This is a genomic window from Pedobacter sp. FW305-3-2-15-E-R2A2, assembly GCF_038446955.1.
In the GTDB taxonomy this organism is placed as follows: domain Bacteria; phylum Bacteroidota; class Bacteroidia; order Sphingobacteriales; family Sphingobacteriaceae; genus Pedobacter.
The window spans coordinates 7,262,119-7,274,487 of record NZ_CP151803.1 but is presented as its reverse complement, the minus strand read 5'-3'; the positions used below and the strand labels follow the sequence as shown (position 1 = coordinate 7,274,487).

The window sequence follows — 12,369 nt, the reverse complement described above, 5'->3', positions numbered from 1 at the left end:
AAAGAGGTCTTTCAGCCCTGAAAAATCATGCCCACAAAGAGGAATGAAATCAAAAAAAGAGAAAAAGATATTTTTTAGCGATTCAAACAATTGGTCAGTTTTGTTTGTAAATTGAAATCAAAACATCAACCTCACTACCTATGCTCATTGCACAACACATCAAGCTCAGCAGAATCCTGATCAATACCTGGCAGGTGGATTTAATTATGATCGTTTCCTGCAGCATTACCTATTTTGCCAGAGAATTTTTAATTACCCATAACCTGGACATTCCGGCAATCATTCCAAGTGTTCTGGGCACTGCAATTGCATTTTTTATCGGTTTTAACAACAACCAGGCTTACGACAGGTGGTGGGAAGCACGCAAAATATGGGGAATGCTCGTTAATGATTCGCGTTCCTGGGCCAGAAGTCTGATCAATTATGTAGATGAACACGAAGATTCTAAGCCCATGATCAAAAAAATGATCTGCAGGCATATCGCATTTTTGTATACGCTGAAGGGTTCGCTCCGCAATTACGACGACAACATTTATAGCAAATACCTGACCCCGGAGGAGCTTAAGGAAATTCAGCAACACAGCAATATGCACAATGCGATTCTGAATATCCAATCGCGCGATTTGCAAATGTTATCCAAAAAGGGCTATATCGATGGCTTCCGTTTTATGGAACTGAATGAGTTACTGGTTAATTTTTCCAATCAGATGGGCATGTCAGAACGCATCAAAAACACCATATTCCCAACCACCTACACCTATCTTACCAAGGTCTTTATCTGGTTGTTTGTCGTGTCCATCACACTGGTGATCAGTTCCTACGTAGAATATTGGTCTATTTTTATCGGCTGGTTGCTTGGATTTGTATTTGTCTCGACACAAATTAACGGAATGGGACTGATTAATCCTTTTGAGAACAATTCTGCCTCCATTCCATTAAATCAGATCACCAGAACAATAGAGATCAACTTGTTGGAAATGCTCGGAGAAACCGACATTCCCGAACCTGTAAAACCTATTAATGATGAGTATGTCCTGTAAAGGACTACTCTTCTTCTCTGAAATAGACTTTATAATAATTCATCGACTTATCGTCATCGAATCCTTTTTCGATTAATTCCTTATCGCCATGAATATAGATATGGAAGTTTTTATCGAGTTTTAAAACACTTTTATATACCCTGGCCTGCTTTTTTACCGCAGCGCCGGAAATGTCAAAGGTATCCGCAATCGGGGTGTCAAACTCTTCTTCAAAATTCTTTTTATAGCTTTTGAAAGACTCAATTCCTTCGGCATTGCCGATCACCTCATTTGAAAATTCCTCCAGATCAAAGCTTTCCTTCTCTTTGAAGTACTTCATGGACTTGTTCAACAGGTCAATCTTATCCGCTTTAGAGATGTCAAATTCCTGATCCAGCTTTTCAGTCACAAAGTTCTTATATACGCCAAGCACACTGCTGGTCTGGTTAAAGTTGTCATTTCTGATTTTTAACTTCAAAAATTCATCCTTCCAATATACGGCTTCTGCGCTTCTGTTCGTCTGGTCAATAACCGCTACGCGGAAACCTTCTTCCTTATCCGTATTAAAGATCAAACACCCTTTGTCCAGTTTATTGATGTTGATGGCATCCTCTTCATAACCAAGGCCAAAACCACCCTCTTCAGGATATACCTTCAGGAAGGATTCTTTGGTTTCCGATTTAAAGATCCCAATCGCGTCATGAAGTTCTCCTTCAATCTGCACATTTTCAAAATAAGCAAGATATAATTCTCCGGGTTTGATTTTTGGGTGTCCGGAAACATCATACAGGTATTTGGCCATCTCTATACTGTTTTCATGAAAGGTCATGCCATCCTCAAAAATCCTGGCTGCAAAATGATAAACTTCATTCAGGTTCAGGTCGTTGTTGGGATGAAAAAAGCGGTACACTTCATTCACTTTGGCATAGGGGCCTAAAAAATACTGTTGTAATAAATTACTCAGCATATTGTCTTTTATCGGAATAGATTTTTCAGACAATACATAGAACTCATCCTGAGATTTGTTCCCAATACGGTGTATAGATAGTTCGGCCAAAGAGGCCTCAAAAAAAGAAATCATACGGTATTTTTACTTGTTTTCGTGCGGGGTATTTCTAAGTTCAACATGTTTTTTGCCTTTTTTCATTTTCAGGTTCAGCATTTCTACCAATACTGAGAATGCCATTGCAAAATAGATATAGCCTTTAGGAATGTGCTGATCTAAACCTTCGGCCAACAGGGAAACTCCAATTAATAATAAGAAAGATAAAGCCAACATTTTAACTGTTGGGTGCTTGTTTACGAAATCGCTGATTGCAGATGCCGATACCAGCATAATTCCGACAGCGATCACTACGGCAGCAATCATAATCTCGATATGATCGGCCATTCCGACAGCAGTAATTACAGAGTCGAGAGAGAATACGATATCAAGAATCAGAATCTGGATGATAATTCCGATGAAAGAATGAACTTTCCCTTTTATACCAGCCTCTTCATCGCCTTCCAGTTTCTGATGAATTTCGTGTGTACTTTTATAGATCAGGAATAAACCACCGATGATAAGGATCAGGTCTCTTCCGGAGATCGCCAGTTTGTCCAGCCATTCCGCATTGCTGATCCCGATCCAATCCCCCACATTAAATAAGGGAGCGGTCAGTTTCATCACCCAGGTAAGCGATAACAGCAACAAGACCCTGGTAATCATGGCCAGACCTAACCCTACCTTCCGGGCTTTAGCCTGTTGTTCCAGGGGAAGTTTTCCTGCAAGAATCGATATGAAAACGATGTTATCAATTCCTAAAACGATCTCTAATACGGTTAAGGTAAAGAGTGATATCCAAGCTTCAGGGCTACTTAAAAGTTCCATTTTCTAAAAATAAATCAAGTCGCTAAGATATAAAAAAAGCTTGCTGAATTTATCAACAAGCTTTTTCCTAATGGTATTTTATCAGAATAAAATAGTCTTTTTAGTTAAAGGAGACCGATCCGTAGTCCGCTTTAATCGTAATCTTAGACGCGCCTCCATTTCCAATTTTGCCACTGTATTGTTTGCTGTTGTCCTCATCACTGATGGTTCTGGAAGATGCCGGGCCAGGTCTAAATCCACCGTAATTCGTCTTTACGTCAAAATCTGCATGGTAACCGCTGCCAAAGCCTAAAGAAACCGTAGCATAATCTGCATTAATGTTCAGGTTCTTACATCCCGTCAGCACATTGTCTATAATCAATTTGTTATAGCCCACTTTGAAAGTTCCATCGCCCTTCAGGCTACCTACTTTTACATTGGCATACTCGCCTTTGATATTGAGCTTATTCACTGAAGCGATAGAAATGTTGTTATATTGTTGCTTAACGGTCGCATTTCCATTCACTGTACCAACCGTCACATTGACATATTGTGCATCCAAATCCAGGTTATCAACGGAGCCAACATTTAATCCACGCCCATATTGCTGTTTAATGACCGCATTTCCTTTGATCTTTTTAACATCTACCGCAACGTATTGCGCATTCAGGTCCAGGGTCCCTACTGTACCCAGGTTTAGTCCTGAGCCATATTGTTGCTTAATGGTGGCGACATTGATTTCTTCCACATCCGCTTTACCGTACTGGACAGAAATGTAGTTGTTATTGCTATTCAGGTTTCCGGCAGTAAAGTTCCCGTATTGCACTTTTGCGTATAGTGGTCCTGAGAAATTGCCCATCGTCATGTTTCCATATTGGGTACTCATGGATAAAGCGTTCGATGCGGGCATGTAAACCACATAATTCACCTTCACTTCTCTTTTCCAGACGATTTTTCCATTGCGGACACGGCTGCCATAATTGCCATCACGGTTTCCCATATTGGTTTTAAAGGAAATCAGGTCGCCGGTTTTTCCGGCTTCTATTGTTGTTTCGTCCAATAAACGCTGTGCCTCCCCACTCTGACTGCTATAAGCTTTAATCTCGACATCAACCCGCACTTCCCGCTTATCCCATATTTTGATCAGCACATCTCCATATTTGTTGCTCAGGTTCAGTTTATCGCTGCCATCCATAGCGAAGGATTTAGAGAAAGTCTTTGTCCTTGCGGGATCGTTTTGATCGTCCTGAATGCCTTCCTGAACTTCATCCTCAGGAATTGGAAGGGGTTCAGGCGATACTGGTGCACTTTGTACTTCTCCCCTTAAAGGAGTCAATACTGCAAGTTTAGGCCCCTTGCTTCCTTCCAATACGTTAGATTGTGCCTGAGCGAAATTTGTAGCCAATACCAGGCTCGCCAGCCCCCAAATTAACTTTTTCATATCTGATTTTCCTTATTGATTTGATTCACTTCGTTGATGATAGACAGCTGTTGGTTGATCACCTGCAACTGAAGTTCGAGATTTTTCACCATGGCCTTCACCACCACTTTCTGATTTGGACTGTTTTGCAGCTCTTTTTTCAGCTGCTCATAATCGCTGTCCAGCTTGTTCAGGTCTGCGCTAAAATTAGCATACAAAGCCGGGTTCTTTTTCGCATACGCCTGCAAGCTGTCTTTTTTCTCTTCGATCAGGCTGGCAAATTTTAGCTCTTTCTTTCCGTACACCGGGTTGATGTCTGCAATTTCCAGCTCTTTGTTATTCTGGCTACGATAGGTATAGATAAAAGTAACTCCCATGATCAGGATCAAGGACGCAGCTATACCTAACCACAATGGCATTACCGATTTTTTTTTTATTTTCTCTTTGTCTAATGCGGCATCGATCCTACCCCATAACTGATCTGATGGCGTTTTAAAATCAAACTCCTTCTTGTGTTCTTTAATGTACTCTTCAATACCCTTATTGTTCATCTTTATACTCCTCTCTTTACTAATAAGCTATTTAATTTCATTTTTGCACGCATATACTGGGTGCGGGAAGTACTTTCTGAGATTTTCAAAATATGAGAAATCTCTTCATGATCATAACCCTCAAAAAGATACAGTGTCAATACCACTCTATACCGATCGGGAAGCTGTGTGATGGCTTCTCTGAGCTCTTCCACTCTCCATTGCAGGTCCTCTTCGTCATTTTCTGTTTCCTGCACCACATCGACTTCTTCGATACTTACAAACTCCACTTTTCGTTTGCGGAGGTAATTGATGGATTTATTGATCACGATCTGCTTTAACCAAAGGCCAAAGGTGGTATCTCCTCTAAAGCTTTCTATCCGCGTAAATGCGTCCAGAAATGCTTCCTGTAAAACATCTTCCGCCTCATCGTCAAAGTTGACAATCCTCAGTGCCACGTTATACATAGCCTTAGCATACAATTTGTAAATTTCAAATTGTGCTTTCCGGCTTCCCTGCCGGCACTCGTTTACGAGTGTGATGTGTTTATCGACGTATACAGTTTCCAATGTTTTCCAGTTCGCTATAAATGACAATTGATTTTTTGAAACGTTGCATCAGGAACAAAAATATTTTCAATATACCAAGCTAAATTCATTGTAGGTTGAAATATCCCGTTCAAAATCAATATTTTTGCTACTTAATACTTTTAATAATGTTAAGAACAACTACTTGCGGAGCTCTAACTATTGAGAATTTAGGCGAAAATGTAATCTTGTGCGGCTGGGTACAAAAATCCAGGGATTTAGGAGGAATGACTTTTATTGACATCCGCGACAGATACGGAATCACCCAATTGGTTTTCAATATGGACGACAACCGGGAATTATGCGAGGCAGCACGTAGCCTGGGCAGGGAATTTGTAATTAAAGCCAGCGGACTAGTCGTAGAACGCTCTAACAAAAACCTGAAAATACCTACAGGCGAAGTAGAGATCAAAATCACTGCATTGGAAATACTAAACGCAGCGAAATTACCTCCATTCATGATTGATGATGAAACAGATGGTGGTGATGATTTGCGAATGAAATACCGTTACCTGGATTTACGTAGAAACCCGGTTCGTAACAACATGGTTTTACGTCATAAAATGGCTCAGGCAGTTCGTCGTTATTTAGATAACCTGGACTTTATTGAAGTAGAAACCCCGGTACTGATCAAATCTACACCAGAAGGTGCAAGGGATTTCGTGGTGCCAAGCAGAATGAATGAAGGACAGTTTTATGCCCTTCCTCAATCTCCGCAAACCTTTAAACAATTGTTGATGGTATCTGGCTTTGACCGTTATTTTCAGATTGTAAAATGTTTCAGAGATGAGGATTTACGTGCAGACAGACAACCGGAATTCACGCAGATTGACTGTGAAATGTCTTTCATCGAACAGGAAGATATCTTAAATACATTTGAGGGACTGATCCGTACGTTATTCAAAGACATCAAAGGTTTTGACCTTCCTGAAGTACCAAGAATGCAGTATTCTGATGCCATGCGCCTTTATGGTTCCGATAAACCGGATACCCGTTTTGACATGCGCTTTGTAGAGCTGACCGCATTGGTTAAAGGAAAAGACTTCCCTGTATTTGACAATGCGGAGCTGGTGATCGGGATCAATGCTACAGGCTGTGCCTCTTATACGCGTAAGCAGTTGGACGAACTGACAGACTTTATCAAACGCCCGCAAATCGGCGCAACCGGACTGATCTATATGAGACATAACGAAGATGGCTCATTGAAATCATCTGTAGATAAGTTCTATAATGAAGAAGAATTACAAAAATGGTCTGTAGCGCTGAATACCCAACCGGGAGATTTAGTATTGATCATGGCTGGAGTACAAGATAAAGTACGCAAACAGCTAAGTGAACTGCGCCTGGAAATGGGTACACGCTTAGGTTTACGTGATAAAAATAAATACAGTGCCCTTTGGGTACTTGACTTCCCGCTATTGGAATGGGATGAAGAATCGGAACGTTACCATGCGATGCACCATCCTTTTACCTCTCCAAAACCAGAAGATATCGCCTTATTGGATACCAAACCGGGCGAAGTAAGGGCAAATGCCTATGATATGGTGGTAAACGGTACGGAAATCGGTGGTGGTTCGATCCGGATCCATGACAGGGCTCTACAGGCATTGATGTTTAAACATTTAGGGTTCTCTCCTGAAGAAGCACAAAAACAATTTGGCTTCCTCATGGATGCCTTTGAGTTTGGTGCGCCTCCACATGGTGGAATTGCCTTCGGATTTGACAGGTTATGCTCTATTTTCGCAGGATTAGATAGCATCCGTGATGTAATCGCCTTCCCTAAAAACAATTCAGGAAGAGATGTGATGATTGATAGCCCTTCTACTATTGACGACAAACAGTTAAACGAACTAAAAATAAAATCAACGGTTTAAAATCCCGTTGAAATATGATTAAATGTTCATCCATAAAAAAAGGAAGCTTTAGGGCTTCCTTTTTTTATTAATAGGTCTCGCTATCCGGCGGAATGCCGTAATCCACGTATGCCGGATCTGTTTCTTTATTTTTCTTTGTCTTGCTGAACCAGGATTTTACAGAATTGAATATCGCCGATAAATGCTCTGCATCCAGCGACTTTCCAACCTTACCTGAGGCTAAACCTACCAGCGCCTTAGTTACGAGGCCTGAGCCCTTAAAAAAGGTGCTGTTCATCACCAAAGGAAGAATCAGTGACATGACTTTACTGCTGATGTTAAACTTATCATCTATTTTAAGAAAGGCAGAAGGGGTCGCATATTTTTTAATAAATCCACCTATGGTAAACTGGTGAAGGTATTTTTTAGAATCGCCAACCAACGCGTCTCCTTTAAAGCGATATTCTGCTTTAAGCAAACGCACCTGCTGGTGAAGGTCTTCCAGATTGTTGATGTTATACTTTCTGCTCATCTTCCTCTTCCTTATCTGCTAATTTATTAAAATAGCGTTTGATTGTAAAGTTAATTATGGCTTTTTCAATATATTTTTCTTTCGTAAAATAAACGATCACAGCCAATAGGATATAGATCAATGCGACACAGCCAAAGCCTCTCGTATAGGTACCCAGAACATCTGATAAAAACAGCGCTAAAGTAAAAGTTCCAAACAAGAAGGCCAGTAGAAAACAAATGGCAACGGTAACATTTGTCACCATATCTGCAAACATCTTAGAACCTCGCTCTACCAGGTATAGCCGGGTGTATTCCAGCCGGGTATTGACATAACCTTTTGCGTCCTCTACCAGGTCCTCCAGATCTTTTTCTTTATTTTCCTGCATTATCTTTGGTTTTAGGGGTAATTTATGCGTGCTCTACATCATCAGCAAATTCTTCCTCTGCCTGATGAAGTTTACTTTTTACAGAAGTCACCACTTTATCTTTCAGATTCGCCAGGTTATTGATTTCATCTGCCGCTTTGTCTTTAATTGCGTCACCAAGGTCTTTTAAGGACTGGCTCAACTTATCTCTTGTTTCACTTCCTTTTTCCGGAGCAAACAGTAATCCCAATGCCGCACCTGCAGCTAAACCGGCCAATAGCCCAATTAATACTTTTGAATTATCATTCATGACATTTAAATTTTATGTTTAAAATTTCCTTTATTGACTCTGGAATATACTGATTATAACGATTCCTGCTCAGAAATTGTTTTAATTCTTTCCAATCTTTCGGAGGCCATTGCGCTCGTTTCATATATTTTGATCATCAATATGAAGTACGACAATAGCAGTGGACCGAAGACCAGACCAGATATTCCGAATAAGGGTATACCAATAACTACGCCAATTACCGTAATAATCGGGTGAATATTGCCAACTTTTTTCGCGATCATAAAACGAAGGACATTGTCAATATTGATAATGACCACAAATCCGAAAATCAACATGGCCCATGCGCCAAAGCTATTGCCGTTGGCCATTTGGAGGAGTGCAGCCGGAACAAAGATGACCGGAGGCCCCAATACAGGGACGAAAGAGATAAAGGTGGTCATTACGCCCCAGAACAAAGGGTCGGAGTAGCCAAGTACGTAGAATGACAAACTGACCAATGCGCCTTGCACCAGACAGATCAAGCCCTGTCCGAGCACATTTGCATAGGTCGTATTTCGCATTTCCTCTGCAAAACGGTAAGCATTCTGTTCGCGGAAGGGGGCATATTTTAACAACGAACTTTCGAATTTTTCGTTTTCTATCAACATGAAATACAGCAGGAAATACATGATCAGTAATCCCAGGACGATATTAAATGCACCAGAGATCAAAGAAGGGAAAAGTTCTGTAGCCCAGGTACCGGCTTTCTTCAGGCCATCTTCGATCAGGACCTGGAAATCACCTCCCACCGGAAGCAGGTGTTTCACTTTGAAAATCAGGTTTTTAAAATAGATATGATCGCTCTGCAGTTCGGCAATCTTTTCAATCACCATTGTGCTGACCGCATAAAAAGGAAGAACGATTACCAGCACAGAAATAAATAACAGCAGAAGAGCAGAAAGGCGTTTATTCCATTTTCGCTCTTCTACCAGGTATAGAAATACGGGTCGCAGAATGGTATACAACACCAGGGTTCCGAGGATAGAGCTAAAGATTCCCTGTAAGGAATAAGCAATTAAACACCCCAGAATGATAATGATCAACAGGGTGATGTTATTCCTTTGTTTGTAGTTGAATAATGACATGGACCTTAGGTTTCCAGATTGATTGCCCTCATTTTATTATACAGCGTCTTCCGGTCAATATTCAGGATTTTTGCTGCCTTGGTTTTGTTAAAATTAACTTCTCTCAATACTTTTAAGATGGCTTCATATTCGGCCTCTAAAGCTGCATTTTTCAAGTCTCTTGGCTTCTCTGTCCGCGAAATGGAGCTTTCCATCGCAGAAGCTTTTGCATACGTAGAGATCTCCAAAGGAAGTGCCTTTAATTGAATTTCCTGTGTTTCGGTAAGCAATGTTGCCCTTCTAACTACATTCTTTAATTCCCTGACATTTCCAGGCCAGTTGTAGGTTAAGAAACATTCTTCTACTTCTTCAGAGAAGCCCTGCACATTTCGGTTCAATTCCTGGTTTGCCACTTCTAAAAATGTATTGGCAAAGACCATAATGTCACGTCCACGCTGACTCAATGGCGGAAGGGCGATAGAAAACTCATTGAAACGATGGTATAAATCTTCCCTAAACCTGCCTTTTTGAATGGCATTTGTCAGGTTTTCATTGGTTGCGACGATAATCCTCACATCCAGATCGATCTCTTTTGTACTTCCGATTCTTTTAATTTTACGCTCTTGTACCGTTCTGAGTAGGGCTGCCTGAATTTCATAAGAAAGGTTTCCTACTTCATCCAGAAAGAGGGTACCGCCATTTGCCATTTCGAAATGGCCGATTTTGGTATAAAGTGCTCCTGTAAAAGATCCTTTTTCGTGTCCGAAAAATTCACTTCCTGCCAATTCCTTGGTTAAGGAACCACAGTCCATCGCTACGAAAGGATTGTTTTTTCTTGGACTGTTCAGGTGGATGGCCATGGCAACAGACTCTTTTCCTGTTCCGCTTTCGCCGGTCAGGATCACGCTGTAAGCCGTTGGTGCAACCAGTTGAATCTGTTTTAACAGCTCTTTAGAGGCGGCACTTTGCCCGGCAACGAAATTGTCCGTCTGGTTATAAATCTGCTTGCTCCCTTTTTGTTTTGGTGCTTCAGCAGGGGTTTCCACTCTATTTTCATTTAAGGCGGTTTGTGTATCAATCGCCTTATTGATGGTATTTAATATTTCATCCGGATACAGTGGCTTGGTGATATAGTCGTACGCTCCCAGTTTGATGAGTTCCACAGCCAGCTTAATATCAGAATACCCGGTGATGATAATCACGCCGGTACTAGGGTAACTTTCCTTAATCTTGATCAGCATCTCCTTCCCATCGGTATCTTCCAAACGATAGTCACACAACACAAGGTCGTAACTTTCCTTTGCCAGATATTCCATCGCGGAAACACCGCTTGTAGCTGTTGAGACACTAAATGAATTTCGGGTTAAAAACTTAGATAGTAATAAACCAATGTTTATTTCATCATCAACAATTAATATTTTTCTCATAGGGAAATAAAATAGTTTACTGCATAATAATAGATAAATATAAATACATTTTTTAGTATGGGAAATATTTTCTACACTTTTAAATCTGCTGACCTATAAAAAGGTCAGTTTCCTGAGTATAACAAAAGCCCATCGAAATGTGTTCAATGGGCCTTAAATGCGCTATAAACAAGGTTTATTTACCTAAAAATGTGGGTTTCCTTTTTTCTAAAAAAGCAGTAGTACCTTCTTTGAAATCATTTGTATCAAAACACTTACCAAATTCTTTGATCTCGGTTTCAAAACCATTTTCGTCAAAAAGAAGTGATGAATTTACCGATCGGATTGCACTGGCAACGGCCAGTGGTGCACGCAATTTTATCTTTGCCAGAATTTCTTCCACTTTTGACAAAAGTTCTGCCGCAGGAACCACGTAATTGACCAATCCGATTTTTTCGGCATGTGCTGCAGTGATCATATCCGCAGTGGTGATCATTTCAATGGCTCGTCCTTTTCCAACCAGTTGTGTTAGTCTTTGTGTTCCTCCATAACCAGGAATCAGGCCCAGGGAAACCTCAGGCAATCCTAGTTTTGCATGATCTGAAGCAACGCGGATATGACAGGCCATAGCCAGTTCCAATCCTCCGCCCAAAGCGAAGCCATTGATTGCAGCGATCACCGGTTTCGGGCAATTTTCTATGGCATCAAATACGGTATGCTGTCCATTTCTGGCCAAATTTTCGCCTTCTTCACTGCTATAAGCAGCGAACTCTGAGATATCGGCACCGGCAACAAAGGCCTTCTCTCCTGCTCCGGTCAATAACACCGCACGGACCTCCTCAGTTTGAGCTGCGAAGGCAATTACCTCTGCCAGTTCGGTTAATGTTTCTTTATTTAAAGCATTCAGCTTTTGCTCCCTGTTAATGGTCACATAAAGTACCTGCGCTCTTATTTCTGATAGGATATTCTGATATGCCATAATCTAAAAGTTTCTGTTTTCGACCACCCAGCCCTTAATATAATTTACGATCGTTTCCATGGTGGTCCCCGGCGCAAACAATTCACCTACGCCGATCTCCTTGAGTTTCTTGATGTCGCTTTCCGGGATGATTCCACCACCGGTGAGCAATACATCTTTGACCTCTTTCTGCTTCATGATTTCCACTATTTTAGGGAAGACCGTCATGTGTGCTCCGGAAAGGATCGAGACACCTATGGCATCAACATCTTCCTGTAAGGCTGTGTTTACCACCATCTCCGGGGTCTGACGTAATCCGGTATAGATGACCTCCATCCCGGCGTCTCTCAGAGAGGTTGCAATTACTTTAGCCCCTCTATCGTGCCCATCCAATCCAACTTTAGCCACTAAAACCCTAATGGGCCTGTTTAATGTCTTGCTCATAAAATATACGAATAGTAGGCTGTAAATGTA

14 protein-coding genes are annotated in these 12,369 nt (G+C 41.2%); 2 read left to right on the top strand and 12 right to left on the bottom strand.

Annotated features, from left to right (window positions below; genetic code table 11):
• The first annotated feature begins 140 nt into the window (after window positions 1–140).
• Entirely contained in the window at window positions 141–1,040 is a 900-nt protein-coding gene (locus AAFF35_RS29650) for a bestrophin family ion channel (RefSeq protein WP_342330057.1), read from the top strand.
• A gap of 4 nt (window positions 1,041–1,044) precedes the next feature.
• Here the strand turns inward: AAFF35_RS29650 and AAFF35_RS29645 are convergent, their stop codons facing one another.
• The 5 genes from AAFF35_RS29645 to AAFF35_RS29625 all read right to left on the bottom strand — a co-directional run bounded on the left by AAFF35_RS29645 (window position 1,045) and on the right by AAFF35_RS29625 (window position 5,414).
• Window positions 1,045–2,100, bottom strand: a complete 1,056-nt coding sequence (locus AAFF35_RS29645) for a nucleoid-associated protein (RefSeq protein ID WP_342330056.1) — start codon at window positions 2,098–2,100, stop codon at window positions 1,045–1,047.
• A gap of 9 nt (window positions 2,101–2,109) precedes the next feature.
• Window positions 2,110–2,889 (bottom strand): TerC family protein, encoded by a 780-nt coding sequence (locus AAFF35_RS29640; RefSeq protein WP_342330055.1) that lies wholly within the window; start codon window positions 2,887–2,889, stop codon window positions 2,110–2,112.
• 100 nt (window positions 2,890–2,989) lie between these two features.
• Complete coding sequence (locus AAFF35_RS29635; protein WP_342330054.1) at window positions 2,990–4,309, bottom strand: hypothetical protein; 1,320 nt, start codon at window positions 4,307–4,309, stop codon at window positions 2,990–2,992.
• A complete protein-coding gene (locus AAFF35_RS29630) occupies window positions 4,306–4,839 on the bottom strand; it encodes a hypothetical protein (RefSeq protein WP_342330053.1) in 534 nt (177 codons plus the stop codon). The genes AAFF35_RS29635 and AAFF35_RS29630 overlap by 4 nt, the downstream gene beginning before the upstream one ends.
• A 2-nt stretch (window positions 4,840–4,841) precedes the next feature.
• A complete protein-coding gene (locus AAFF35_RS29625; RefSeq protein WP_342330051.1) occupies window positions 4,842–5,414 on the bottom strand; it encodes a sigma-70 family RNA polymerase sigma factor in 573 nt (190 codons plus the stop codon).
• Window positions 5,415–5,533: 119 nt separating this feature from the next.
• Between AAFF35_RS29625 and aspS the strand changes: the two genes are divergently transcribed.
• The gene (gene aspS / locus AAFF35_RS29620; RefSeq protein WP_342330050.1) at window positions 5,534–7,279 is read left to right on the top strand and encodes an aspartate--tRNA ligase; all 1,746 of its coding nucleotides are present in this window, start codon (window positions 5,534–5,536) and stop codon (window positions 7,277–7,279) included.
• A gap of 67 nt (window positions 7,280–7,346) precedes the next feature.
• Here aspS and AAFF35_RS29615 read toward each other — a convergent pair whose 3' ends face one another.
• The 7 genes from AAFF35_RS29615 to AAFF35_RS29585 form a co-directional block, all read right to left on the bottom strand.
• Window positions 7,347–7,790 carry a hypothetical protein gene (locus AAFF35_RS29615; protein ID WP_074611351.1) on the bottom strand — a complete coding sequence of 148 codons (444 nt, stop codon included), beginning with the start codon at window positions 7,788–7,790 and terminating at the stop codon, window positions 7,347–7,349.
• On the bottom strand, window positions 7,774–8,157 hold the full coding sequence (locus AAFF35_RS29610; RefSeq protein ID WP_342330049.1) for a phage holin family protein: 384 nt from the start codon (window positions 8,155–8,157) through the stop codon (window positions 7,774–7,776). Before AAFF35_RS29610 ends, AAFF35_RS29615 begins: the two co-directional genes overlap by 17 nt.
• A 22-nt stretch (window positions 8,158–8,179) precedes the next feature.
• Complete coding sequence (locus AAFF35_RS29605) at window positions 8,180–8,446, bottom strand: YtxH domain-containing protein (protein ID WP_124586026.1); 267 nt, start codon at window positions 8,444–8,446, stop codon at window positions 8,180–8,182.
• A 53-nt stretch (window positions 8,447–8,499) separates the two neighbouring features.
• The gene (locus AAFF35_RS29600) at window positions 8,500–9,552 is read right to left on the bottom strand and encodes an AI-2E family transporter (RefSeq protein WP_342330048.1); all 1,053 of its coding nucleotides are present in this window, start codon (window positions 9,550–9,552) and stop codon (window positions 8,500–8,502) included.
• A gap of 5 nt (window positions 9,553–9,557) precedes the next feature.
• On the bottom strand, window positions 9,558–10,958 hold the full coding sequence (locus AAFF35_RS29595; protein WP_342330047.1) for a sigma-54 dependent transcriptional regulator: 1,401 nt from the start codon (window positions 10,956–10,958) through the stop codon (window positions 9,558–9,560).
• A 175-nt stretch (window positions 10,959–11,133) separates the two neighbouring features.
• On the bottom strand, window positions 11,134–11,916 hold the full coding sequence (locus AAFF35_RS29590) for an enoyl-CoA hydratase-related protein (RefSeq protein ID WP_342330045.1): 783 nt from the start codon (window positions 11,914–11,916) through the stop codon (window positions 11,134–11,136).
• A gap of 3 nt (window positions 11,917–11,919) precedes the next feature.
• Complete coding sequence (locus tag AAFF35_RS29585; protein ID WP_342330044.1) at window positions 11,920–12,339, bottom strand: cobalamin B12-binding domain-containing protein; 420 nt, start codon at window positions 12,337–12,339, stop codon at window positions 11,920–11,922.
• Between the last annotated feature and the right edge of the window lie 30 nt (window positions 12,340–12,369).